The organism is Hymenobacter actinosclerus (assembly GCF_900111515.1).
In the GTDB taxonomy this organism is placed as follows: domain Bacteria; phylum Bacteroidota; class Bacteroidia; order Cytophagales; family Hymenobacteraceae; genus Hymenobacter; species Hymenobacter actinosclerus.
Genome location: NZ_FOHS01000001.1, coordinates 143,060 through 167,015, shown reverse-complemented (window position 1 = coordinate 167,015; position 23,956 = coordinate 143,060). Strand labels below are relative to the sequence as shown.

General features: G+C 63.4%; 18 protein-coding genes. 12 read left to right on the top strand and 6 right to left on the bottom strand.

Features of this window, described 5'->3' with window-relative positions:
• Positions 1-19 precede the first annotated feature (19 nt).
• The gene (locus BMY67_RS00725; RefSeq protein ID WP_177189632.1) at positions 20-2,113 is read right to left on the bottom strand and encodes a matrixin family metalloprotease; all 2,094 of its coding nucleotides are present in this window, start codon (positions 2,111-2,113) and stop codon (positions 20-22) included.
• 169 nt (positions 2,114-2,282) lie between these two features.
• Here BMY67_RS00725 and BMY67_RS18725 point away from each other — a divergent pair, with 169 nt between their 5' ends.
• Positions 2,283-2,429, top strand: a complete 147-nt coding sequence (locus BMY67_RS18725; protein WP_177189631.1) for a hypothetical protein — start codon at positions 2,283-2,285, stop codon at positions 2,427-2,429.
• Positions 2,426-2,776: a hypothetical protein gene (locus BMY67_RS18720; protein WP_143069649.1), complete on the top strand. Its 351-nt coding sequence runs from the start codon at positions 2,426-2,428 to the stop codon at positions 2,774-2,776. The genes BMY67_RS18725 and BMY67_RS18720 overlap by 4 nt, the downstream gene beginning before the upstream one ends.
• A 97-nt stretch (positions 2,777-2,873) precedes the next feature.
• On the opposite strand, the gene BMY67_RS00715 is transcribed toward BMY67_RS18720, so the two are convergent.
• Both BMY67_RS00715 and BMY67_RS00710 read right to left on the bottom strand, forming a co-directional pair.
• Complete coding sequence (locus BMY67_RS00715; RefSeq protein ID WP_092767350.1) at positions 2,874-3,899, bottom strand: Atu2307/SP_0267 family LLM class monooxygenase; 1,026 nt, start codon at positions 3,897-3,899, stop codon at positions 2,874-2,876.
• 174 nt (positions 3,900-4,073) lie between these two features.
• On the bottom strand, positions 4,074-4,988 hold the full coding sequence (locus BMY67_RS00710; protein ID WP_092767348.1) for a DUF72 domain-containing protein: 915 nt from the start codon (positions 4,986-4,988) through the stop codon (positions 4,074-4,076).
• A gap of 541 nt (positions 4,989-5,529) precedes the next feature.
• Between BMY67_RS00710 and BMY67_RS00705 the strand changes: the two genes are divergently transcribed.
• The 7 genes from BMY67_RS00705 (at position 5,530) to BMY67_RS00675 (ending at position 16,473) form a co-directional block, all read left to right on the top strand.
• Positions 5,530-6,345, top strand: a complete 816-nt coding sequence (locus tag BMY67_RS00705) for a septal ring lytic transglycosylase RlpA family protein (protein ID WP_092767346.1) — start codon at positions 5,530-5,532, stop codon at positions 6,343-6,345.
• 399 nt (positions 6,346-6,744) lie between these two features.
• A complete protein-coding gene (locus BMY67_RS00700; RefSeq protein WP_092767345.1) occupies positions 6,745-7,827 on the top strand; it encodes an efflux RND transporter periplasmic adaptor subunit in 1,083 nt (360 codons plus the stop codon).
• Between the two features lie 84 nt (positions 7,828-7,911).
• Entirely contained in the window at positions 7,912-11,109 is a 3,198-nt protein-coding gene (locus BMY67_RS00695) for an efflux RND transporter permease subunit (RefSeq protein WP_092767343.1), read from the top strand.
• Positions 11,102-12,541 carry a TolC family protein gene (locus BMY67_RS00690; protein WP_092767341.1) on the top strand — a complete coding sequence of 480 codons (1,440 nt, stop codon included), beginning with the start codon at positions 11,102-11,104 and terminating at the stop codon, positions 12,539-12,541. Before BMY67_RS00695 ends, BMY67_RS00690 begins: the two co-directional genes overlap by 8 nt.
• A 149-nt stretch (positions 12,542-12,690) precedes the next feature.
• On the top strand, positions 12,691-13,269 hold the full coding sequence (locus BMY67_RS00685; RefSeq protein WP_092767339.1) for an acyloxyacyl hydrolase: 579 nt from the start codon (positions 12,691-12,693) through the stop codon (positions 13,267-13,269).
• A gap of 201 nt (positions 13,270-13,470) precedes the next feature.
• The gene (locus BMY67_RS00680) at positions 13,471-15,966 is read left to right on the top strand and encodes a penicillin acylase family protein (RefSeq protein WP_092767337.1); all 2,496 of its coding nucleotides are present in this window, start codon (positions 13,471-13,473) and stop codon (positions 15,964-15,966) included.
• A 162-nt stretch (positions 15,967-16,128) separates the two neighbouring features.
• Positions 16,129-16,473: a hypothetical protein gene (locus tag BMY67_RS00675; RefSeq protein ID WP_092767335.1), complete on the top strand. Its 345-nt coding sequence runs from the start codon at positions 16,129-16,131 to the stop codon at positions 16,471-16,473.
• 103 nt (positions 16,474-16,576) lie between these two features.
• On the opposite strand, the gene BMY67_RS00670 is transcribed toward BMY67_RS00675, so the two are convergent.
• Complete coding sequence (locus BMY67_RS00670; protein ID WP_092767333.1) at positions 16,577-17,830, bottom strand: alpha/beta hydrolase family protein; 1,254 nt, start codon at positions 17,828-17,830, stop codon at positions 16,577-16,579.
• Between the two features lie 236 nt (positions 17,831-18,066).
• On the opposite strand from BMY67_RS00670, the gene BMY67_RS00665 reads away from it, so the two are divergent.
• The 3 genes from BMY67_RS00665 to BMY67_RS00655 all read left to right on the top strand — a co-directional run bounded on the left by BMY67_RS00665 (position 18,067) and on the right by BMY67_RS00655 (position 21,530).
• Complete coding sequence (locus BMY67_RS00665; protein WP_092767331.1) at positions 18,067-18,504, top strand: BlaI/MecI/CopY family transcriptional regulator; 438 nt, start codon at positions 18,067-18,069, stop codon at positions 18,502-18,504.
• The gene (locus BMY67_RS00660; protein WP_092767328.1) at positions 18,455-20,203 is read left to right on the top strand and encodes a TonB family protein; all 1,749 of its coding nucleotides are present in this window, start codon (positions 18,455-18,457) and stop codon (positions 20,201-20,203) included. The genes BMY67_RS00665 and BMY67_RS00660 overlap by 50 nt, the downstream gene beginning before the upstream one ends.
• Before the next feature lie 289 nt (positions 20,204-20,492).
• Positions 20,493-21,530 carry a hypothetical protein gene (locus BMY67_RS00655; RefSeq protein WP_177189630.1) on the top strand — a complete coding sequence of 346 codons (1,038 nt, stop codon included), beginning with the start codon at positions 20,493-20,495 and terminating at the stop codon, positions 21,528-21,530.
• A 189-nt stretch (positions 21,531-21,719) separates the two neighbouring features.
• On the opposite strand, the gene BMY67_RS00650 is transcribed toward BMY67_RS00655, so the two are convergent.
• Both BMY67_RS00650 and BMY67_RS00645 read right to left on the bottom strand, forming a co-directional pair.
• Positions 21,720-22,157: a BLUF domain-containing protein gene (locus tag BMY67_RS00650; protein ID WP_092767327.1), complete on the bottom strand. Its 438-nt coding sequence runs from the start codon at positions 22,155-22,157 to the stop codon at positions 21,720-21,722.
• Positions 22,158-22,357: 200 nt separating this feature from the next.
• The gene (locus BMY67_RS00645) at positions 22,358-23,926 is read right to left on the bottom strand and encodes a DHA2 family efflux MFS transporter permease subunit (RefSeq protein WP_092767325.1); all 1,569 of its coding nucleotides are present in this window, start codon (positions 23,924-23,926) and stop codon (positions 22,358-22,360) included.
• Between the last annotated feature and the right edge of the window lie 30 nt (positions 23,927-23,956).

Below are 23,956 nucleotides of genomic sequence, written 5' to 3'. Positions count from 1 at the left end.
CACCATCTCACCAAATCACCTATTCTACTGCCAGCCGGGTGGTGCCTTTGGGGCCGTTCGAGTCGGTCCAGCGCAGCAGGTAGAGGCCGGGGCGCAGGCCGGGAACGGCCAGGCGGAGCAGGTTCAGGCCGGCCGTGTAGTCGAGGCGGCGGCTCCCGAGGGAGCGGCCCACGGTATCGTAAATGCGCAACGTGAGGGAGCCGGCGGCAGGGCCGGCCCCGTACTGCAGGCGCAGCGCCGGCTCGCCGCTTGCCAGCGGATTAGGAAACACGGTAAGACTCGTTTGGGCGCCGGCCACGTCGCTTACCAGCAGTACCCGGGCTGCATCCAACGAGCCGTCGGGGCGCCTTACCCGCAGGCGGTAGTAGCTCAGGCCGGGCAGCGGCGCGGGGTCGAGGGCACGGTACGCAGTGGCTCCGGCGGCTGCTTCGGCCACGCGCTGCCAGCCGGCAGTGGTATCCAGCGGGGCGCGCTCCAGCAGAAAACCCGTCACATTGCACTCGTCGCGGGTGGCCCACTCCACGCTGGTGTTGCCGGCGGCCAGCGTAGCCTGCTGGCTTAGCAGGGGCGCGGGCAGCATGGCTGGAGGGCCGCATACGTCGGGCCCGAAGCTGCGGGTGCGCAGCACGTAGCGCCCCCCGGCCACGTCGCTGCTGAGGCTTAGCGTGCGGCTGCGCTGCCCGCGGGCAATGGCATAGTGCATAATAGCCGTGGGCCGGATCAGGTGGGAAAGCTGCTGGGCGTGCCCCAGCTCGTGTACCGCCACCGACTCAAAATCGAGCTGCGCACCAACCGGCGCGGCGGGCCCGAACTGCCAGTCGGCGGCGTCATCGTACTCCGTATCCACCTCGTGCACATAGAAAGCCACGGAGCCATCGGGGCGGTAGCAGCCCTCGTAGTAGCTGGTAGTGCGGCCCAGCACCCCGGCCGGCAGCGGGGTACCGGTATCAAAGCCCACCGAATTTATGCCGTCGTCGGCCACGCCCGAGGTGGTGCGCGGCGGGCCCAGCTGCCAGTTAATGCCGGTCTGGCAGCGCCAGCTGTTCAGGGCCCGCTGCCAGGCCGCAGTGGCGGCGGGGTTGGCCGCAAAGCCCGGCTCGAAGCGGAATGTAAGACCGCCCATGCCATCGAGGTCGCGGTGGGCGGGCACGGCCCGCTGGTTGGTTTTGGTGTCGCGCACGTTGGTAGCGGCAAACACCACGGTCAGGATCTGCGAACTGGCTACCGGCAGCTGGCCGGCGCCGGCCGGCGTTACGCGAACCGGGCCGCTGCCGGCGGGGTTGCCGGTGGCGCTCAGGGCCGGCACCCGTACCTGAATCCGGGTGTCGGTCCAGGTCAGGTAATCGTCGTCGTTGGCTTTGGTGAAGGTGCTGCCGCCGTCGTCGGCGTTGCGGAACTCCACGCTGCCCGTGCCCCGGCTGCTGCCGAAACCGCTGCCCGTGATGGTGAGCACCGCGCCGGTGCCGGCCGACAGGCTGAGTGGGCTCAGCCCACTGATAAGCACGGCCTGGGGCCGGGCCGCCTCTGCCGAGCCAGCCAGCCGGAGCCGGGCGGCAGCCAGGGCCGGGTTAAGCTGCACCAGCCGGGGCGCGGCGGCAACGGGCACGGCGGCCAGGGCCTGCTCGGGGCTGCGGTAGCGGCGGAAAGGCTCGGCGGCGGTCAGGTCGGCCAGCTCGTAGCGGATAAAGCCCTGCTGGCTGCCGTACACCTGCCAGCCGGCCCCGGCAGGCCCGGCGGCGGGTTCCAGAAAGAAGATGCCCTGCTCGCCGGGGACCAGCTGCAGCGTGTTGGTGAGCACCTCGCGGCGCATACCCAGCGTGCCGCCCTCGGTAAACACCGTCAGCACCGAGTCGGCGGGGCCTTTCAGCTGGCGGAATACCCGCAGCTGGTGGCGGGTGTAGAGCCGGCCGTTGATGGCCCGCAGACCCTGGCTGCTGGTTACCAGGGCCTCCACAATGCGGCTGGCGCGGGTGGCCCGCTGGGCGGGCGCCAGGGGCACGAGCAGGCAGTGGGTATCCGGGGCGGGAACCGGGTTGGCGGGCGGCGGCATCGTTTGGGCGGCCAGCGGCAGAACCAGTAGCAGCAACGGCAGAGACAGGACAGGAAACTTCATACGGGAATACGTGCGGAAACAGGCCGGCCGGCCCGGCTTCAAGATACTGTATTTCACCGCTTCACTACCCGGCCCGGGGCACTGCAGACAAACTGGCCACCGCCGGATGCAACTTCTCATTGCCGGGCCGAACTCCTGAGGTTGAATCTTCTTATCGGGCCCTGTTTTTATGCGTATCCCCTTGCTGCCCGCCGCTGGCCTGACCGCAGCCGCTTTACTCATTACCACTGCCCCGGTTGCTGCCCAGCAGGTGCCCACCACCCCGGCGCCCGCACCCGCCGAGGCCCCGATGGATCCGGCCGCCGCGAAGGCTTGAACCTTCGGGGCGTAAGCATAGATGCCGGTATCCGCCACTATTACCACCGGCAGCAGCGCCAGGCCAAGGGCCGCCACGTAGGGGCCCTGCGTGGCGCTGCAACTCAACAACTACCTCAACCCCACCCGCTATACCTCCTAGACAAGCAGCACTTGGTCTACGATTACAGTAGCCTCACGCTGCAGTGGGGCGTGCAGCGGCGCCTGGGCAGCCGCGGCCTGCTCGACGCCTACATCGGCGGCGGACTGGCCAACCCGCGCATGGCCTGCTACACAATGGGCACCTCCCGGCGCGAGCTGGGCCTGGGCTTCGAGCTGGGCGTAAAACTCAGCCTGGCCAACAAGTAGCCCCCACCGCCGGCATTCCACCAGCACAAGAAAGCGCCCCAACTCCCGGCTTATACCGGGGAGTGGGGCGCTTTTCTCTGACCGAGGCCCGAAACAGCTAGGCGCGCACCAACGGCGCCACGCGGGTACCGAGTAGCTCGATGGCGGCCAGCAGCCTCTCATGGCCCACGGCGGCAATATCCATCTGGAAGGTCACCCGCGAAATGCCCCCCAGCGCCTCAGAGTGGCGGAGTATCTTGGCCGCTACTTCCTCCGGACTGCCAATGAGCAGGGCCCCCAGGGGGCCAAGCTGGGCATCAAACTGGGGGCGCGTAATAGCGGGGCCGCCCCGCTCGCGGGCCCGCTTGCTGAAGGTGTGGGCGTAGCCGGGAAACGCCTCGTCGGCGGCCTGGGCGCTGGTTTCGGCCACGTAGCCCAGCGAGTGCAAGCCCACTGGCAGCTGCTCGGGCGTGAATCCGGCCCGGCGGCCAGCCTCGCGGTACAAATCAATTAAAGGCCGGAAGCGGTGGGTATCGCCGCCGATAATGGCTACCATCAGCGGCAAGCCCAGCGTGCCGGCCCGCACAAACGACTCGGGGGTGCCGCCCACGCCCAGCCAGATCGGGATTTTCGCCTGCATGGGGCGCGGGTACACGCCCTGCCCGGTGAGGGCCGGCCGGAACTTGCCCTGCCAGCGCACCTTCTCCTGCTCGCGCACTTGCAGTAGCAGGCCCAGCTTCTCGGCAAACAGCTCGTCGTAATCGTCCAGATCGAAGCCGAACAGCGGAAACGCCTCAATCGAGGAGCCCCGGCCGACCACCATTTCGGCCCGGCCCTGCGAAATCAAATCCAGCGTGGCGTATTGCTGAAACACGCGCACCGGGTCGGCGGCCGACAGCACCGTAACGGCGCTGGTAAGCCGGATGCGCTTGGTGCGGGCGGCTGCGGCGGCCAGCAGCACGGCCGGGGCCGAGTCGAGGTATTCGGATCGGTGGTGCTCGCCCAGCCCGAAAATATCGAGGCCCACCTCATCAGCCCGCACAATCCGGTCGAGCAGTTGGCTAACGGCCTTAGTCCCATCAATGGGCGCGTCGGTGCCGCTATCAAGCAGGTTCATGGCGAAGGAGTCAATACCGATTTCCATATTTTTTGTGCTTTTGAGGGGTTATAGAGACGCGTCTTTGCGTCTTGGCGTTGAATGGCGTAGTTAAACGGTCTGTGGAACTGCGTGTTAAATAAAACAAGCGAATTGCGCGGCTAGAGCCCTTCAACAATACCGTTCAATGCCAAGACGCATAGATGCGTCTTGTCATCCCGCTTAGAACAAACTGCCCTGCACCGGCTGCGGAATTACGCGGGGCGGCTGCACCGCCATACCGGTGAGCTCGTGCAGGCGGCGCAGGAAATGCTCGGCCCAGAGCGGCGAATGCAGAATGTCTTTCTGGTGGATGAAGACGTAGGCCGTGTGCAAGCCCGCTTCGAGCCAGCCAGCAATGCGGGCGGCCCAGTCGTCGGCGCGGCGGAAATCGGAGTCGATGAGGCCGTGGCCGTTGAGGCGCACGAAGGCGGTGGGCGTAGTCAGGCGCTGGTGCAGCGCGTCGCGGCGGCCGGCCACGTCGCTTATCACCAGCGGCTTGTTCAGGGCTTCGAGCATGGCCGTGATGCTGGCCAGCAGGCCCGCATCGGAAAACCAGCCGGGGTGGCGCAGCTCCACGGCCAGCGGCACGAAAGCCGGGAAATCGACCAGGTAGCGCTCCAGCCGCCGCAGGTGCTCGGGGCCGAAGGTGGGCGGCAGCTGCAGAAAGGCGTGGCCCAGCGTGGGGCCCAGCCCCTCCAAGGCCCGGCAGAAGCTCGTTGTCAGGTCGTCGGCGTTGTACAAGGCCCGGTCGTGGCTGATAATCTGGGGGATTTTGGGGCAGAACCGGAACGACGCGGGTACCGCCTCGCGCCACTTGCGCACGGTGGGCGCGTCGGGGATGCGGTAGTGAGTGGTGTTGAGCTCGATGCTGTTGAACTGCCGGGCATAATGGTGCAGATAATCAGCATCTTTGATGCCCAGCGGGAAGTACGACCCCAGCCAGGCCTTGTTGGTCCAGATGGGGCAGCCCACGTACACGGCCGGCGGGGCGGGCTGCGTGGGCAGGGCCCGGGCCAGCACAACGGCCGTTTCGGGGTGGTCGGCGGGCAGCCGGAAATCAACGTAGCGCAGGTCGGAAAGACGGCCAAAATCCATCCCCGAAGGTAATCAGTTGTGCGTTGCCAGGAGTAGTTGCCGGTTGTTGATTGCCGGTTGCCGGTGGGAACGTCATGCGGAGCATGTGGCGCACAGAGCCAGTAGCGGAGCGGCGTCGAAGCATCTTTACCGCTCGTTGCAGTCGACAGGATTAGCATGACGGCAGGGATGCTTCGGCTGCGCTCTGCATGACGTTCCTTATTGCCGGCAACTTACCCCTGGCAGCTGCCTACTGCTCTTAACTAATTTCTTTGACTTTTGCAACCGGCTTGCTAACGGCTTTGGTGACGGGAGGCCCGAATTTTTTCTCCGGCGGATAGTCGCATTTCTCCGGCAACGCTCCTATCATCTAAAAAGAGTGCAAAATGCGTATCAACTAAACACAAACGCGTATTTGGCCAGCTTATCTTAAATAATTTAAATACAAGAATTATAAGAAAAGGTCAATTATCGAACTCAGCCTACCCGGCCCCGATTTGGTATGTAAGCGCTGCTTTGGTTGACCCTTCTAGATTTGTCGCACTCACCAACTGGTTCCCGGATGAAAGTGCTCTACCGACGGTATGTATCAAGCCTGCTGCTAGTTGGCCTGACGGCCCTGCTGACGCTGCAATCGGCCCCGGCCGCAACCGCCCGCCCGACGGACGACGAAAAAGCTGCCACTACCGCCAAAAAGAGCACTATTCTGCGGGGCCGGGCCTCCTGGTACGGCCGCGAATTCCAGGGCCGCCGCACCAGCAGCGGCGAGCGGTTCGACCGCAACCAGTACACCTGCGCCCACAAAACCCTGCCCTTCGGCACCCGGTTACGGGTATCGAACCCCGAAACCGGCGAATCGGTGGTGGTGCGCGTTTCCGACCGCGGCCCGTTCCGGCACCAGCGCATCCTCGATCTGGCCGAAGTAGCGGCCCGCCCGCTGGGCATCGTCACGCACGGCGCCGTATCAGTAGTGGCCGAAGTGGTGCCCGCCACCACGCCCCTGGGCCCCACCGACGCCCCCGACGACCTGCAGGCCCTGGCTGCCGACCCCATCGAACTGGCCGCCCTGCATACCAACATTGTGCCCGGCACCACCGAGGCCACCGACGTAGCCCTGCGGGCCGAGCCCACGGCTTCCTTCGTAGTGCAGGCCGGCACTTTCGGCGACGTGCGTAACGCCCGCGCCGTAATGGACAAGATTCAGGGCCTGGAGCCAGCGCTGTTTATTACCACGCTCACCGGCGCTTCGGCCCAGGGCAAAACCCTCAACCGCGTGGTGGTAGGCCGCTTTGCCACCGCTGCCGAAGCCAACGCCGTACGCCTGCGCCTGGCCAAAGCCGGCGTGGCCAGCCTGGTGCGCCAGACCGAAAACCTGTAGGGCACCCCTGCTAGGGCATCACTGCCCGGCCCAAACCTCAACAGCTGCCAGCACCTGCTGCTGCGCTCAAAGCCCGTCGCGCCGCTTCCCTTCCGGGAGGCGGCGCGACGGGCTTTCCGGGCTTCGGGCCACCAGGCCGGCGGGCAGGAAACGGGCTGATAATCACTGCTAAAAAAAATAATTTTTAGAGGTAACGGGTTGGGGGCTTCACATCCGCTTCATGAAGCCAGTGCTTGTTTTGTGCCGTTTAATGCCCGAAGCCGTCGGGCAGCAACTGGATTTTTCTCTGATTCAGATTCCGGGCCGGACAGTAGCGGGCTAGCTTTCAGTGGCTTGCCGCTGCCGAGTGCGGGCCGCTAGCCGCATCACCTCATCAGCAACCGTAGTAGCTAACCGTTCATGAAGAAATACCTCGTTTTGCTTGGCTTCGGCGCCCTGTGCTGCGGCACCAGCTGTACCAAGCACGAAGAAGCCAAGGAAGAAGCTGTAAAATACTTGGTGACCAGCCCCATGCTGGAAGACACCATTATCACGAAAGAGTACGTGGCCCAGATTCATGCCATCCAGCACATCGAGATGCGGGCGCTGGAGAAAGGGTATCTGCAGAAAATCTACGTGGATGAAGGGCAGACAGTGCAGAAGGGCCAGCTGATGTTCCAGATTATGCCCCTCATGTACCAGGCTGAGCTGAAACGCTCGGAGGCTGAGGCCAACTACGTGGGCATCGAGTACCAGAACACCAAGCGCTTGGCCGACAACAACGTGGTATCGAAGAGCGAGCTGGCCCTGGCCGCCGCTAAGGTGGGCAAGGCCCAGGCCGAGGTATCGTTGGCCAAAACGCACCTGTCGTTTACCACTATCAAGGCGCCCTTCGATGGCATCATGGACCATTTCGAGGTGCGGCAGGGCAGCCTGGTGGATGAGGGTGATTTGCTGACGACGCTTTCCGACAACAGCAAGATGTGGGTGTACTTCAACGTGCCCGAGGCCGAGTATCTGTCCTACAAGACCAACGCCAAATCCGACAACCAGACGCACGTGAACCTGCTGATGGCCAACAACGAGCAGTTCAAGTACCCCGGCGTGGTGCAGACCATCGAGGCTGACTTCAACAACGAAACCGGCAACATCGCCTTCCGGGCCACCTTCCCCAACCCCGAAGGCCTGCTCCGGAGCGGCGAAACGGGCAGCGTGCTGATGACCGTACCGCTCAAGCACGCCATCATCATCCCGCAGAAAGCCACCTACGAGGTGCTGGAAAAGAAGTATGTGTACGTGCTCGACAGCAAGAACGTGGTGCACCAGCGCGAAATCACCATCGCCTCGGAGATGCCCGACCTCTACATCGTGAAGAGCGGCCTCAAGCCCACCGACAAGTTCATGCTCGAAGGCATCCGCAAAGTGAAGGACGGCGACAAAATCGAGTTCACTTACGAGGCGCCCAAGCAGGTAATTGCCAACCTGGGCACCCACTCGGAATAACAGCAGAACAGTCTCATCCTGAGCCAGGCGAATTCGCCTGGCTCAGGATGACTTTGCCTTTTAGTTTAAAACAAGCGCAAACCTATGTTCAGTAAATTCATTCGACGGCCGGTTTTTGCCATCGTCATTTCCATTGTCATCGTCTTTCTGGGGATGCTGGCCATGAATACGCTGCCCACCTCGCAGTTTCCGGAGATTTCGCCGCCCATGGTAATGGTGAGCGTGGCCTACCCCGGCGCCAGCGCCAAGGTGCTCACCGAATCGGTGCTGATACCCTTGGAGCAGGCCGTAAACGGCGTGCCGGGCATGAAGTACATGACCGCCGACGCCGTGAGTGCGGGCGAAGCCAATATTCAGATTGTGTTCAACCTGGGCACCGACCCCGACCAGGCCGTGGTGAACGTGAACACCCGCATTGCGCAGGTTATCAACCGCCTGCCGGTGCTGGTGCAGCGCGAGGGCGTGATTGTGAACCGCGTGGTGCCCAACATGCTCATGTATGTGAACTTGTACAGCAAGGACAAGAACACCGACATGAAGTTCCTCTTCAACTATGCCGGCGTGAACATGCTGCCCGAAATTCAGCGCATCAACGGCATCGGGCGGGCCTCCATTCTGGGCAGCCGCCAGTACGCCATGCGCATCTGGCTCAAGCCCGACCGCATGCGGGCCTACAACATCTCGGCCGACGATGTAATGAAGGCCCTCGATGACCAGAGCGTGATTGGCTCGCCGGGCCGCATCGGCCGCTCCGACGGGGGCCAGTCGCAGGCGCTGGAGTACGTGCTTACCTACCAGGGCCGCTTTAATGATGTGGAGCAGTACAAGAACGTGATTCTGAAGGCCAACCCCGACGGCGAAATCCTGCACCTCAAGGACGTGGCCGATGTGTCGCTGGGCTCCGAGTTCTACGACATTTACTCCAACCTCGACGGCTACCCTTCGGCGGCCATTGTGCTCAAGCAAACCTATGGCTCCAACGCCAAAGACGTGATTACCGAGGTGAAGGCCAAGCTGGAGGAGTTGAAGAAAACCATGCCCCCCGGCATGGACTACAAAATCAGCTACGACGTGTCGAACTTCCTCGACGCCTCCATCGAAAACGTGGTGCACACGCTGCGCGACGCCTTTATTCTGGTGGCGCTGGTGGTGTTCCTGTTCCTGGGCGACTGGCGCTCGACGCTGATTCCGATTCTGGCCGTGCCCGTATCGCTGATTGGCGCCTTTATGGCCATGCAGGCGTTCGGGCTCACGATTAACATGATTACCCTGTTCGCGCTGGTGCTGGCCATCGGTATTGTAGTCGACGACGCCATTGTGGTGGTGGAAGCGGTGCACGCCAAGATGGAAGAAAAGCACCTCTCGCCCTTTGGGGCGGTGAAGGAAGTAATCGGCGAAATCAGCGGAGCCATTATTGCCATTACCATTCTGATGACGGCCGTGTTCGTGCCGGTTGCCTTCATGAGCGGTCCGGTGGGCATTTTCTACCGGCAGTTCTCGATTACGATGGCCTCCGCCATTGTCATTTCGGGTATTGTGGCCCTCACGCTCACGCCGGTGCTGTGCGCCATGATTCTGAAGAACAACCACGGCCAGCCCCGCTCCAAGTCGCCGATCAACCGGTTCATCGACTGGTTCAACCGCGGCTTCGAACGCCTGACGGGCGTGTACGTGGGCTTCCTGGAGAAAGTGGTCGACCGTCGGGTGGTGACGTTCCTGGTGCTGGCGGCTTTCGGCTTCGGCATCTTCGGCATCTCCACCACCCTGCCTTCGGGCTTCATTCCGAGCGAAGACCAGGGCCTGCTGTACGCCATTATCCAGACCCCGCCCGGCTCGACGCTGGAGCGCACCAACGCCATTTCGCAGGAGCTGCAGCAGCTGGCCAAAGACGTGCCCGGCATTGCCAGCATTTCCACGCTGGCCGGCTACGAGGTGCTCACCGAGGGCCGCGGCTCCAACGCCGGCACCTGCCTGATCGACCTCAAGCCCTGGAATGAGCGTAAGGAATCCATCCACGACATTGTGCTAGCGCTGGAGGAAAAAGCCAAGCAGATTCCGGGCGCGACCATCGAGTTTTTTGAGCCGCCGGCGGTGCCGGGCTACGGCGCGGCGGGCGGTTTTCAGCTGCAGCTGCTCGATAAAACCAACACCGGCGACTACAAGAGCCTGGAACAGGTCAACGACCAGTTCATGAAGGACTTGCGCAAGCGCAAGGAGTTATCGGGCCTGTTCACGTTCTACTCGGCCAACTACCCCCAGTACGAGCTACAGATTGACAACCAGCTGGCTATGCAGAAGGGCGTGAGCATCGGCAACGCCATGAACACGCTCAGCATCATGATTGGCTCGACCTACGAGCTGGGCTTTATCAAGTACCAGCGCTTCTTCAAGGTGTACGTGCAGGCTTCGCCCGAATACCGCCGCCTGCCCAAGGACATCCTGAACATGTGGGTGAAGAACGACAAGGGCGACATGGTACCGTTTTCGGCCTTCATGAAAATCAAGAAGAGCCAGGGCGCCAACGAAATCAACCGCTACAATATGTACACCACGGCCTCCATTCGGGGCGACGCCGCCGCTGGTTTCAGCTCGGGCGAGGCCATTAAGGCGGTGCAGGAAGTGGCCAAGAAAACCCTGCCCCGCGGCTACGACATCGACTGGGGCGGCCTGAGCAAGGACGAAGTGGGCCGCGGCAACGAGGCCGTCATCATCTTCATCATCGTGCTCGGCTTCGTGTATCTGGTGCTGGCCGCCCAGTATGAAAGCTTCCTGCTGCCGCTGGCGGTGGTGCTCAGCCTGCCGGCGGGCATCTTCGGGGCCTTCCTGCTGATCAAGGTGATGGGCCTGGCCAACAACATCTACGCCCAGGTGGGGCTGGTGATGCTGGTGGGTTTGCTGGGCAAGAACGCGGTACTGATTGTCGAATTCGCGGTGCAGAAGCACGAGGAAGGCATGAGCGTGCGCGCCGCCGCTATTGAGGGTGCCAAGGTCCGTTTCCGCCCGATTCTGATGACGTCCTTCGCCTTCATTGCCGGCCTGATTCCGCTGGTGCTGGCCACCGGCGCGGGCGCCATCGGCAACCGCACCATCGGTACGGCCGCTTTGGGCGGTATGCTGTTCGGCACCGTGTTCGGCGTAATTATCGTGCCCGGGCTGTACTACATCTTCGGGACCATGGCCGCCGGCCGCAAGCTCATCCAGGACGAAAACGAGAACCCGCTCTCCGAATTCGAGCCCCACGTAACCGTAATCGAAGAAGAACAAGTTGCCACTCATGCGTAAGAAGAGCCTGTATAACTTTTTGGGGGCCGCCGCCTGCGCGGTGGCCCTGGCGGGCTGCGTTACGCCGGGCATTGTGCCCCGCACGGCCAGCCACGCGGTGCCGGCCAACTACGGCACCCCACTGGCCGACAGTACCAACACCGCCCAGCTGCGCTGGAAGGAGTTTTTCACCGACCCTAACCTCACGGCCCTCATCGATACGGCCCTGCGCAACAACCAGGAGCTGAACATTGCGCTGCAGGAAATCCAGATTTCGAAAAACGAAATCCAGATCCGCAAGGGCGAGTATATGCCGTTTCTGGGCGTGGGCGTGCGCTCCGACGTGGACCGGCCCGGCCGCTACACGCTGCGCGGGGCCACTGAGGAGCAGGTCAGAATCCGGGAAGACCACGTTAACCCCGAGCCGCTGGCCAACCACCAGCTTGGGGCGTTTGCGAGCTGGGAAGTGGACATCTGGCACCGGCTGCGCAACGCCCGCAAGGCGGCGGCATTGCGCTACCTGGCCAGCGTGGAAGGCCGGAACTTCACCGTCACCAACCTGATTGCCGAAGTAGCCACCTCGTACTACGAGCTGCTGGCCCTGGATAGCCAGCTGGCCATTACGCGCCAGAACATCGAGATTCAGCGCAACGCTCTGGAGCTGGTGAAGCTGCAGAAGGAGTCGGCGCGGGTGACCGAGCTGGCCGTGCAGCGCTTCGAGGCCCAGCTGCACAACACGCTCAGCAACCAGTTCACCATCCAGCAGCAGATCGTCGAAACCGAGAACCGCATCAACTTCCTGGTGGGGCGCTACCCCCAGCCGGTAGCCCGCAACGACTCCTCGTTCAATGCGCTGGCGCCGCCCCGGCTGGTGCGCGCCGGCGTACCGGCCCAGCTGCTGCAGAACCGCCCCGATATCCGGCAGGCCGAGCAGCGCCTGCTGGCTTCCAACCTCGATGTGCAGGTGGCCCGCGCCGCCTTCTACCCGGCGCTGCGCATCACCGGTTCGGCCGGCTTCGAGGCCTTCAAGCCGGGCCTGCTGTTCACCACGCCCCAGTCGCTGCTGTTCTCGGCGGCCGGCGACCTGATGGCCCCGCTCATCAACCGTAACGGTATCAAATCGGTGTACAGCAGCGCCAACGCGGCCCAGATTCAGACCGCCTACAACTACGAGCGCACCGTGCTGAATGCCTACGTAGAAGTAAGCAACCAGCTGGCCAGCCTGCGCAACCTGGGCCAGAGCTACGACGAAAAGGCCCGCGCCGTGACCTCGCTCAACCAGTCGGTTACCATTTCCAACAGCCTGTTCCGCTCGGCCCGCGCCGAGTACACCGAGGTGCTCTTCACCCAGCGCGACGCCCTGGAAGCCAAATACGACCTGATTGAGCTGAAGATGAAGCAGCTCAACGCCCAGGTTGGCGTGTACCGCGCCCTGGGCGGCGGCTGGAACTAAGGGAAAAAGAGCGGTATCACTCCCGGCTTCCTGCCCAGTGCCTCTCGAATTGCCCCGCCTACCCGCTGCAACGGTTTGGGCGGGGCAATTTTCGTTTTTAAAGGCCGTTATTCGCGCATCTTTCCACTACTTACTAGCTTATTTTACCGATGAAAATTCTATTTCTGCCGCTGCTGGCAGCCACCTTGCTGGCCGGTAGTGCGGCCCAGGCCCAAACCACCCAGGGCACCCGCGTGCTGGGTCTGAGCGGTGGCAACTTCACGTATCAGAAGTCCGGACCGATCAAGAGCTTTTCCGGGACGCTGATTCCGACGGCGGGCGTATTCCTGGCTGATAATCTGGCCCTGGGGGCTGCGGTGCCAATCGGCTACCAGCGCTTCAGCAGTAGCGGCTACGGCGAGGTAAATAACCGCACCCTGAGCGTGGGCGTGCTGCCCTGGCTGCGCTATTACCTGCCCTCGGAAAGCAAGCACCGGCTCTTTGGTGAACTCAGCGCCGGCGGCCTGCTTACCAGTGCGCGCGCTAAAACTGATTTTAGCGGAACAAATTACTCCAGCACCGACGTACATTTTGCGGCCAGTGCCGGGCTGGGTTACTCCTACTTCATCACGCCAGCCGTGGGCCTGGAGGGCCTGCTGGCCTACCGGCGCACCAGCGGCAACTACAACTCCGGCAACGGCGCCCTCTCCCTCAACCTGGGCTTTCGCATCTACCTGCCCCGCAACTAGTGCAGGAGTAGGCTGATGCGGCCTGCTCCGGCACGCATCCATTGCCCATGACCTGTAAAAGCTCCGGTAGAGTGGTACCAGCCGTTCAACGGCTGGTACCACTCTACCGGAGCTTTGTGGTTTATAGCGTAACTCGCTCTTTCAACTGCAACAACGCCCGGCATTTACTACCTTCCGGCTCCGCGAAATCCCGGATTGCTTATGCTGCGTTGGCTGAAACCTGTGTTGGCCCTGCTCTCGGCCGTTGTGCTGGCCTGGGTACTAAATACCAAACAGGGCGACGTGCCGCCCGTGGCCCGGCTGCTGAGCCCCTACCAGGGCTTCTGGCAGAACGGCGAAACGGCCGCCGACTTCCCTACCCAGCAAACCCTGCACCTGCCCGGCCTGCACCAGCCCGTGCGGGTGCGGTTCGACGACCGGCGGGTGCCCCACATCTTCGCCGAAAACGACCACGACCTCTACTACGCCCAGGGCTACCTCACGGCCCGCGACCGGCTCTGGCAGATGGAGTTCATGACCCGCGTGGCGGCCGGCCGCATCTCGGAAGTGGTGGGCGAGCGGGCGCTGGAGTACGACCGGTTTCAGCGCCGCATGGGCCTGCCGTTCGGGGCCGAAAACTCGTTGCGCGAGATGCTCAAAAACGACACCACCCGGCTGGTGCTGGAGTCGTACTCGGCGGGCGTGAATGCCTACATCGGCCAGCTGAGCCCGAAGGAGTACCCGTTTGAGTACAAGCTACTCGACTACGCGCCCGAGCCGTGGCAGCCGCTCAAGTGCGCCCTGCTGCTCAAGCTCATGGCCTGGGACCTGAGCGGCCGCTCCGACGATTTGCGCCTGAGCAACATCCTGAGCAAATACGGCCCTGAGGTCACCCGCGACCTGTTCCCCGACTTCCCCTTCCGCGCCGACCCAGTAGTGCCGGAGGGCACGCCGCTGGATTTCCGGCCCCTGCCGGTGCCGCCCGTACCCGCGCCGTTTGCCGCTGCCGTGTCGGGCCTCGTGCCCAGCCGGGAGCCCGATGCCGAGCTGGGCTCCAACAACTTTGCCCTGGCGGGCTCGCGCACGGCCTCGGGCCGGCCGCTGCTGGCCAACGACCCGCATTTGCAGCTCAACCTGCCCAGCATCTGGTACCAGGTGCAGCTGCATGGGCCGGGCCAGAACGTGTACGGTGTGACGATTCCGGGCGCGCCGGCCGTTATTATCGGCTTTAATGCCGACGTGGCCTGGGGCGTAACCAACGTGGGCGGCGACGTGCTCGACTGGTACCAGCTGAAATTCAAGGACGCCGACCGCCGCGAGTACTGGCACGATGGGCGCTGGAAGCCGGTGCGCCGGGTAGTGGAGCGCATTGCCGTGCGCGGCCGGCCCGACCGCCTCGATACCGTCCTCTACACCCACCACGGCCCGGTGGTGTACGACCACGAGGAAAAGGTCTTCAACCAGCAAACCCCCATCCGCCACGCCCTGCGCTGGACCGCCCACGACGCGGCCGGCGCCAACGAGGTGCTGGCCTTCGTGAAGCTCAACCACGCCCGCAACTACCAAGATTACGACCGGGCCCTGCGCACCTACGCCTCGCCGGCCCAGAACTTCATCTTCGCCAGCCGCACGGGCGACGTGGCCATCCGGCCCAACGGCCGCTTCCCGCTCAAGTACGCCGAGCAGGGCAAGTTCATCCTCGACGGCTCCGACCCGCGCCAAGACTGGCCGGGCTGGATACCCATGAGCCAGACCCCGCGGGTGCTGAATCCGGCCCGCGGCTACGTGTCGTCGGCCAACCAGCATTCGGCCGGGCCCGGCTACCCGTATTATCTGGGCTGGGACTACGCGCCCTGGGACCGGGCCCACCGCATCAACCAGCAGCTAAGCCACATGCGCCGCGCCACCGCCGATACGCTCCGGGTTTTGCAGAACGACGATTTGGGCCTGAACGCGCAACTGATGCTGCCCTGGATGCTGGCGAATCTGCCGGCTGTTTCTGCTGCTTCGTCTGCTGGCCCAACTGCGGCGGCCACTGCTGCTGCTACCACGCCGGCCGCGCCCGAAACGGCCGCCCGCCGCCTGCTGGCTCGCTGGGATTACCACTACGGCCCCGATGCCGTGGCGGCCACCCTGTTCGAGCTGTGGTACCAGGACCTCTTGCGGCGGCTGTGGGAGGACGATTTCGGCAAGCAGGCCACCGGCCTCGAAATGCGCTTCCCGGCCCGCGACCGGACCAACCACCTACTGCTTAGTGAACCCGCCAGCCCCTGGCTCGACGACCGGCGTACCCCGCCAAAGGAAACCGCCCCCGACTTGCTGGCCGCCTCATTCCGGTTCGCTCTCGACTCCCTCACCCGCAAATTCGGCCCAATGGGCCCCCAATGGGCCTGGGCCAACCAAAAGAGCACCGACATCAACCACCTGGCCCAGCTGCCCGGCTTCGGCCACACCGACGTGTGGTGCGGCGGCAGCCCCGGCAGCGTAAACGCCACCGGCCCGCGCAACGGCCCCTCCTGGCGCATGGTCGTGGATTTGGCCGCGCCGGTGCGTGCCTACGGCATCTTCCCCGGCGGCCAGAGCGGCAACCCTGCCTCGGTGTACTACGACGACATGCTCGAAAGCTGGCGCACCGGCCAACTCGACGAACTGGTATTCCTGCAGGCCGCCGACGAAAACCACCCCCGCCTGCAAGCCGCCTGGCGGCTGGAGAAGTAGCCCGGCCCAACGCCCTTGCCACCCGATTTTCCAAGGCTAAAGCCTTGGGTTACGGAGCAGAAACAGCCGCTTTCCCTATCCTTTCTTTCGCCTTCAACAACCCGCTAACCAGCCCAGGGCTTCAGCCCCAGGGAACCGAAAAAGCTGGCCCGCCTAATTCCTATGAAACCCTTCCTCTTTCTCTTCCTGCTGATTTTCGTGCTGGCCAGCCTGACCCAGCTGCTGCTGCCGTGGTGGGTAGTGCTGCCGCTGTGCCTGGGGCTGGCCGCGTGGCGGGGCACCTCGGCCGGGGCGGCATTCTGGGCTGGGCTGCTGGGCGTGGGCCTAAGCTGGTGGCTGCCCGCCGCCTGGCTCAACCTGCACGGCGCGGGCCTGCTGGCCGGCCGCGTGGCCACGCTGCTACCGCTGGGCGGCAACTCCGGGTTGCTGGTGCTGCTGAGCGGCTTGCTGGCCGGGCTGGCAGGTGGCTTAGCAGCTCTAAGTGGGGCGTGGCTGAAGGGGAGATAGTGAGGAGGGGTGAGTTGTCGTTCCAAAGGCCCGTCGGCGCAAGTGGCGCAGTTAGGCCCCAGAACGGCAACTCACCAGTTCACCTCCCCACCAGCTCGCCTGCCTAAAACTGCGAGATGAAGGCGTAGGCTTGCAGCGTGTACACGGGGGCGGCGCTGAAGTGGGTGCCGCCCTGGATGGGCCGTAGCTCGACGTTAGCAGCGCCGCGGGCGCGCATGGCGTTGTAGGCATCCTGCGAGTTGAAGAAGGGCACGTAATCATCGGCGGTGCCGTGGAACAGGGCCAGGGGGGCTTTCGGCTGCCAGTCGTACACGTCGTTGGCCGTGAGCGTGGCCGTCAGGGCCGGGTCGGAATCGGTGAGCACGGCCTGGCGGAACGTGGGGGCGAACAGTTGGGCGGCTTGCTGGGGTACCGGGCTGAACGGATCGGCTTGCAGGCGGGTGGCGTAGGGCTCCTGGTAGTAGTAGCCGAAGGGGCGGTTTAGCTGATACACCCGGTCGTAGGTGCGCAGCACCCACACGTAGGTGCTCAGGAAATTCAGTGGCTCCGTAGAGCGCATAATGTACCGGGCGAAGGCCGACTTGTGGTAGGCCCCGGCGCCGGGCGCGCTGGCCGTTACAGGCAGCGTGGCGGCGTACTTTTCCTCCAGCAACTTGTGCAGCGCCAGGGTGGCGTAGCCGCCCTCCGAGTAGCCGAGCAGGAAGTTTTTCTGGTTGACGCTGATTTTCTGCTGAGCGCAGAACTCGCGGGTGGCCCGCAGCATATCGGCCGAGGCCGAGGCCAGCGAGGCGCCGTGCTCGTAGGGGTGCGGCAGGGCCCTGGAAGCGCCGTAGCCGATATAGTCGGGGGCCGATACCACGTAGCCGGTAGCGGCCAGCACCGACACGGCCGACCAGATTTCGCTGCGGCTACTGTAGTACGAGGGGGCCCGGGTTTCCTCGTCGGGTTGCAGCGTGCCGTGCTGGTAGCTGATAACCGGCACCGCCGCCGGGGCCACCGGCACCAGCACCGCGCCCGAGGCCGTTACCGGATGGCCATCGGTGTTTTGGGTGGTGTAGGTGAGGCGGTACACGCGCACCGAATACCGGGCCAGCGTGCCCACCAGCGGAATATCCGAAACCCGGGCCGCCAGCTGAGCCGGGGTGTACTCGCCGATGAGGCTGCTGCCCACCAGCACCGGTGCGGGCGGAGCTACCGGCGGTGGCGGAACCGTGGGCGGATTGGCAACCGCAGGCTCCGGCGAGCTGCTGTTGCAGCCGGGCGCAACGCCCAGCATCGTCAGCCACAGCAGGGCCAGCACCCGGCCGGATGCGGAAAAACGGGAAGCGAAAAAACGGGTAAGCAGCGAATTCAACACAGGCAGGCAACTTATCAGGCAGATTGTTTGGTCAGCGAATCTACCCAACGCGCCCCGTCGGCCCGGTGTTCCGGCAGGGCGGCGCGGAAGCATTTTTCGTTTTCAGCCAAAACATTAGTTGTATAACTAAAAATTTAGTTTAAATTTGATTCACCGGCAGCTGCCAGCCCATCCGGGTAACGGACCCGGGCCGCCAGCCCCGAAAAAACGAACAGTCAAAAACCAACCACGACCCGATGCCCGACCCCGCTTTCCCCGAACTGACCCGCGCCGAAGAGCAGGTGATGCAGGTGCTCTGGCAGCGCGGCCCCTGCTTCGTGAAAGACGTGGTGCCCGCGCTGCCCGAACCCCGGCCGGCCGTCACCACGGTATCCACCATCATCCGCATTCTGGCCCAGAAGGGCTTCGTGGGCCACGAGGCCTTCGGGCGCACCCACCGCTACCACGCCCTGGTAGCCCGCGACGAGTACCGGCGCTTTTCGCTGGGCAAGCTGCTGGGCGGCTACTTCGGGGGCTCGTTCAGCCGGCTGGTGTCGTTTTTTGCCCGGGAAGAAAACCTGGATGCCGCCCAGCTGGAAGAGCTGCTGCGCCACGCCCAAACCGCCACCCCTAACGACCCGCCCGATGCCCCCGCTGACCCTACTGCTCCCGACCACGACAATCGGCCTGCTTAGCTGGGCCCTGCAAAGTACACTGCTGCTGGGTGCGGGCTGGCTGCTCTACCGCTACGGGCTGCGGCAGGAGCGGTTCTTCGGCTTCAATTGCCGCTTTTTGCTCCTGCTGCCCTGGGTGGCGCTGCTGGCGCCGCCGCTGCTTTCGGCCGCGGGGCCGGGGCTGGCCGGCTGGCTAAGCAATTGGCTGCCAGCGGCGGCCCCCGGCAACGCCGGGCTGCTAAGCGGAGGGCTGCTGCCGGCCGTAGCGGTGCGCGAGCTGAGCGAAGGGCCCGCAGCCGGGCCGCTGCCGTGGCTGCTGGGGCTATACGCAACGGGCGCGGCGCTGCTACTGCTGCGGCTGGCAGTGCAGCTACTGCACCTGCACCGTAGCACCCGCCACCTGCCCCGCGAAACCCACCCGGACTACGTGCTGGTGCGCACCGGCGGGCAGCGGCCCATCAGCTCGTTTGGGCGGTTGGTGTTCTGGGATGAAACCGCCCCACTCGCGCCTGCCGAGGCCCGCGCCGTACTGGCCCACGAGCTGGCCCACGTGCGCGGCCACCACACCCGGCAGCGGCTGCTGCTCGAAGTAGCCCGGGCGCTGCTCTGGCCGGTGCCGTTCGCGCACCTGCTGCCGCCGGCCCTGGCCCAGCTTCACGAGTTTCTGGCCGACGCGGCGGCAGTACAAGTGGGTGCCGGTAGCCCCGTGGCCGGTTCCGAAGCCGCCGGCCCGGCGGCCTACCCGGCCCTGCTGGCCCGGCTGGCGCTGGGCCGCTTCGGTCCCGATCTGCCCCTGGCGCACTCCTTCAATTCCTCTTTCACCTTAACCCGTATTCGCATGCTGACGACCTCCGCCCCCCTTCGCCGCTGGAAACGCTGGCTGCCGCTGCCCCTGAGCGCCGGCCTGCTACTAGGCCTGTTGGCCTGCGAAAAAGAAGTTGAAAACGCAATTCCGCCCCCACCACCGCCCGCGCTGGTTTCCGCCGCTTCAACGGTCGAGGCCGCGCGGCACAAGCCGGGCGACCCCTACAGTTATGTGGAGCAGATGCCGATGTATGAGGGCGGCCAGGAGCAGTTATTAGGCGATATCGGAAAGCTGGTTAAGTACCCGCCCGCCGCGCTGGCGGCTAAGGTAGAGGGGCGGGCCTTCGTAAAGTTCGTGGTGGGCGCCGATGGTAAAATCAGTTCTGCCGAGGTGCAGAAGGGCGCCGGAAAAGATAATCCCAAGGTTTCCAAAGAGCTAGCCCAACAGCTTGATGAGGCGGCCCTGAATGCCGTGCGCAACCTGCCCGGCAAATGGACGCCCGGCCGTCAGAATGGGCAGCCGGTGCCGGTGTATTTCACCATACCTATTACGTTCGCGAACGAGGGTTTTACAGATGCCGCCTCGCCATTGCCGTCACTGCCGCCGCCAACGGCCCGGCCCAGTTCCGGCGACGCGCCAGACGCGGATACCCGGCCAATGGAGCAGCCCGGACGAGTTAGTTACATTACTTTCCATATACCTGGCTCCCAGCCCGCCCCAAACCTCCAGCCGGGCGACACTTATTCTGCGCAACTTATCTCTGATCAAATTAGAAAAACCAATAATACGCCCGCTGCGCGGGCGACGAGGAAAAACAGCCGGAGCTACATACATCTCATTGTGGGGGCTGATAGTAAAATCCAGGCCGTTGAGGTGCAAAAAAATGCGGACAAGTATGCCCCTACAATCTTTTAAAAATAACCCGATAGACTGCCAGGGTCACTCTAAAAGCGGTGCGCAACCTGTCGGGCAACTGGACGCCCGGACTCCAGAATGGGCAGGCAGTGCCAGTGTATTTCACTATACCTATTACGCTTTCAGCTAAATAGCCCCTAATCATTCAACATGCCCGAAACGTCGCTCGCTACACTGCGGGCGGCGTTTTGGTTATAGCCTGGCGAATGTGAAGTTGGAATGAAGTTGAAAGTCAGCCGCAAAAGCCGCACCTTCGTGGTTCCATTCGCCTTCAATCCCCGTTGTTTTAGTGGCTTACCTCTCGACGCTTACCCGCCTGACGGCCCCCGCGCTGGCCTCCCTGGGCCTCGCCTTCACCCTCACCACGCTGCCCGGCTGCGGCTCGCGCTCGGCCACCGACTCGGAGAAGGCCACCATGGCCGCCGACACGGTGCAACAGCCCGCCCCGCTGGATTCGACCCAGCTCAAGCGGCTGGCCATGCGCCGCGACTCGCTCATGGCCGACAGCATAGCCAAGGTGAGCGGGGTGCTGCCGGGTGCTATTCTGCCCGGCCACCGCATCGTGGCGTTCTACGGCAACATCCGCTCGAAGGGCATGGGTATTCTGGGCCGCGAGCCCAAAGACCAGATGTTCCGCAAGCTGAAGAAAGTGCTGGGCGAATGGCAGGCTGCCGACCCTAGCCGTCCCGTGCAGGGCGCCATCCACAACGTAACCATTACGGCCCAGGGCACGGCCGGCAAAGACGGTAAGTGGCGCCTGATGAACTCCAAGGCCACTATTGAGGAGGTAATCAACTGGGGCAAGGAGAACAACTACATCGTGTTTCTCGATGTGCAGCCGGGCCACAGCACCCTGCAAGTCGAGCTGCCCAAGCTGGAGGAATACCTCAAAGACCCCATCGTGCACCTGGGCATCGACCCCGAGTTTTCGCTGGCCACCATGCCCGGCGTGCGCCCCAACCAGAAAATCGGTACGCTCGATGCCAAGGACATCAACTTCACCATCAACTTCCTGGCGCGCATCGTGAGCGAGAACAAGCTGCCGCCCAAGGTGCTGACGGTCCACCGCTTCACCCGCAAAATGGTGAGCAACTACAAAAACATCAAGCTCGACCCGCGCGTGCAGGTAGTGATGCACATGGATGGCCACGGCGACCCCACGCTCAAAAAAGACTCTTACCAGCACTACATCGTGAACGAGCCCGTGCAGTACACCGGCTTTAAGCTGTTCTACGAGTACGACGCCCGTCCCAAGCCCCATCACATCATGACGCCCGAAGAGGTTATTGCCCTCAAACCTTCGCCGCTGTACGTGCAGTACCAATAGCAGCGAGCCGGGCGCGGTTGTAAGCTGATGAGCCGAGGCCCAGCCAGCGCTAACGGCGCCCGCCTAAGGCAAAGCACCTAAGCTACCGCTGGGTAAGCGGCCATTCGCGTAGCCCGCCGCCGGCTAAAAACAAACGCCCCTGATGCCAATATGGCGTCAGGGGCGTTTGTTTTTGCGGTGGTCGTGCTTTCAGCGCGGTAGCTCCTGGGGGTGGGCGTTGGCAAACTCGCGCAGCAGGTACAGCAGGTCGCTATCGGCGCCAACGGGGGCAGCGGGCAGAAAGGTGGGGGCGGCGGGGTCGGTGTAGCCGGCCAGGGAGTGGAAGGCGGCCGAATTCAGCATCCGGAAGCCCATGGCCCACTCGCCGAACAGCCGTTGCTCGATGGGGCCGGCGGCCAGCTTGATGACGTTGCGGTGCCGTGAATCGTGCTCGATAACGGCAAAGAGCCCCTCTACCTGCGGCTGCCCGCCCTCCAGCACCTGGATAATGTCGCCCTCGTTGCTGTAGAGTAGCAGGCCGGTTACTCCCAGCTGCTCGTTGTTGGCCCGCCACCACACCAGAAACTGCTGCAACTCGGCAATGCTGAAAGCCATAGTGGCGGTACTCGTGTAAACCAAGTGGTACATGGTCGGGCGGTCAACGGCTTCTTTCGGCAGGAAATTCGGGCAGAGCTGGTCACGACTGGCCAAGCGCCCGGTTATTCAAAGACTTGTGCTATAAAAATATATAATTTTATTTATATAGCTCTGGATGAACCTGTCTTGCTTCAACCCGGGCAGCCGCGGCCATTCGGGCAACGGCCGCCCGGGCCAGAGCTTGGCCCGGATTAGTGCGCATTCAGGTCGATGGGGCCGGCGTTGTGCACGCGTTTGATGAGGATGAGCATGGGGATGCAGGCCAGAAAAAACAGGCCCAGCATGGTAAACGTCTGGGCATAGGTGAGCAGCGAGGCCTCCTTCATCAGGGCGAAATCGAGCACTTTGTAGGCCTGGAGCTTGGCCTGCTCCATCGTGAAGCCCTTGCTCATAAAGTTCTGGGCGTAAGCCTGGATGCGCTGCTGGGTTTCGGGGTCGTAAAGCGAAATATTGGGCAGCAGCGCCACCCGGTTGTAGGCAATGTTGCGCTCCAGATAGGTGCCCACAATGGCCACCCCGAACGAGCCGCCGAGCTGGCGCAGCATGCCCGTGAGGCCCGCGGCCTGGGCGCCATCCTTGCCCCGCAACCCCTGCAACGACATGGTAGTAACCGGCAGAAACAGCAGTGCCAAGCCCAGGCCGCGCAGCATCAGAGGCCAGTAGAAGTCGTTTTCGCCGGCCGAGCCGGTGATTTTCTGGCTCATCCAGAAGGTGAACAGAAAGAAGATGCCGAAGCCGAAGGGCAGCATATATTTCTGCGGCACGCCCGCCTGCAGGGCCTTGCCAATCACGGGCATCATAAAGCCCGAAAGCAAAGCGCCCGGCAGCAGCAGGTAGCCCGTTTGGGCGGCCGTGAAGCCCAGAATCCGCTGGGTGAAGATGGGGAAGATGAACACCGAGGCAAACAGCCCGAAGCCCAGCACAAACGACAGGATAGCCCCCAGCGCCAGGTTGCGGCTGCGCGTGAGCACCCGCAGGTCGACGATGGGATTTTTGGCCGTCAGCTCGCGCCAGATAAAGCCGATGATGCCGACGACGGAAAACAGCGTAAACAGCACAATCATGCCCGACTCAAACCAGTCTTCCGACTCGCCTTTTTCGAGCACGAACTGCAACGAGCCCACGCCCAGAATCAGCAGGAAAATACCGGCCCAGTCGAGCTGCCGCAGAGGCCGCGGGATGGCGTTGGCAATGGATTCGGGGTCTTTGATGAACAGGAAGGTGAAGATGGTGGCCAGGATGCCCACCGGCACGTTCACGTAGAAAATCCAGGGCCAGTCGTAGTTATCCACGATGTAGCCGCCCAGCGTGGGCCCGATGGTGGGCCCGATGATAACGCCCATACCAAACAGCGCCTGCCCCAGGGCCAATTGCTTGGGCGGGAAAGTATCTATCAGAATAGACTGCGACGTAGCCATGAGGGCCCCGCCGCCCACGCCCTGAATAAAGCGGAAGGCCACCAGCTCCCAGATGTTGGTGCTCTGCCCGCAGGCAATGGAAGCCAGCGTGAACAGGATAACCGAGAAGCCGAAGTAGTTGCGCCGCCCGAACTGCTCCGACAGAAAGCCGGTCATGGGCACCACAATCACGTTGGCAATGGCATACGAAGCAATTACCCAGCTCACCTCCGAAAGCGTGGCCGACAGGTTGCCCATCATCTGGGTGAGGGCCACGTTCACAATACTGGTATCAATCAGCTCCAGCAGCGCGCACAACACCACGGTAATGACAATAATCCACTTTCGAGCGCCGGTTTCCATAAGGTGAGTTGGTGAGTTGGTGAAATGGTG

What these genes read in the sequence shown, in the direction of transcription:
- BMY67_RS00680 (WP_092767337.1), top strand. Translation starts at nt 13,471, where the DNA reads ATGCTGCGTTGGCTGAAACCTGTGTTGGCCCTGCTCTCGGCCGTTGTG.
- BMY67_RS00705 (WP_092767346.1), top strand. Translation starts at nt 5,530, where the DNA reads ATGAAAGTGCTCTACCGACGGTATGTATCAAGCCTGCTGCTAGTTGGC.
- BMY67_RS00690 (WP_092767341.1), top strand. Translation starts at nt 11,102, where the DNA reads ATGCGTAAGAAGAGCCTGTATAACTTTTTGGGGGCCGCCGCCTGCGCG.
- BMY67_RS00725 (WP_177189632.1), bottom strand. Translation starts at nt 2,113, where the DNA reads ATGAAGTTTCCTGTCCTGTCTCTGCCGTTGCTGCTACTGGTTCTGCCG.
- BMY67_RS18725 (WP_177189631.1), top strand. Translation starts at nt 2,283, where the DNA reads ATGCGTATCCCCTTGCTGCCCGCCGCTGGCCTGACCGCAGCCGCTTTA.
- BMY67_RS00665 (WP_092767331.1), top strand. Translation starts at nt 18,067, where the DNA reads ATGCCCGACCCCGCTTTCCCCGAACTGACCCGCGCCGAAGAGCAGGTG.
- BMY67_RS00675 (WP_092767335.1), top strand. Translation starts at nt 16,129, where the DNA reads ATGAAACCCTTCCTCTTTCTCTTCCTGCTGATTTTCGTGCTGGCCAGC.
- BMY67_RS00685 (WP_092767339.1), top strand. Translation starts at nt 12,691, where the DNA reads ATGAAAATTCTATTTCTGCCGCTGCTGGCAGCCACCTTGCTGGCCGGT.
- BMY67_RS00660 (WP_092767328.1), top strand. Translation starts at nt 18,455, where the DNA reads ATGCCCCCGCTGACCCTACTGCTCCCGACCACGACAATCGGCCTGCTT.
- BMY67_RS00650 (WP_092767327.1), bottom strand. Translation starts at nt 22,157, where the DNA reads ATGTACCACTTGGTTTACACGAGTACCGCCACTATGGCTTTCAGCATT.
- BMY67_RS00700 (WP_092767345.1), top strand. Translation starts at nt 6,745, where the DNA reads ATGAAGAAATACCTCGTTTTGCTTGGCTTCGGCGCCCTGTGCTGCGGC.
- BMY67_RS00695 (WP_092767343.1), top strand. Translation starts at nt 7,912, where the DNA reads ATGTTCAGTAAATTCATTCGACGGCCGGTTTTTGCCATCGTCATTTCC.
- BMY67_RS00715 (WP_092767350.1), bottom strand. Translation starts at nt 3,899, where the DNA reads ATGGAAATCGGTATTGACTCCTTCGCCATGAACCTGCTTGATAGCGGC.
- BMY67_RS00645 (WP_092767325.1), bottom strand. Translation starts at nt 23,926, where the DNA reads ATGGAAACCGGCGCTCGAAAGTGGATTATTGTCATTACCGTGGTGTTG.
- BMY67_RS00710 (WP_092767348.1), bottom strand. Translation starts at nt 4,988, where the DNA reads ATGGATTTTGGCCGTCTTTCCGACCTGCGCTACGTTGATTTCCGGCTG.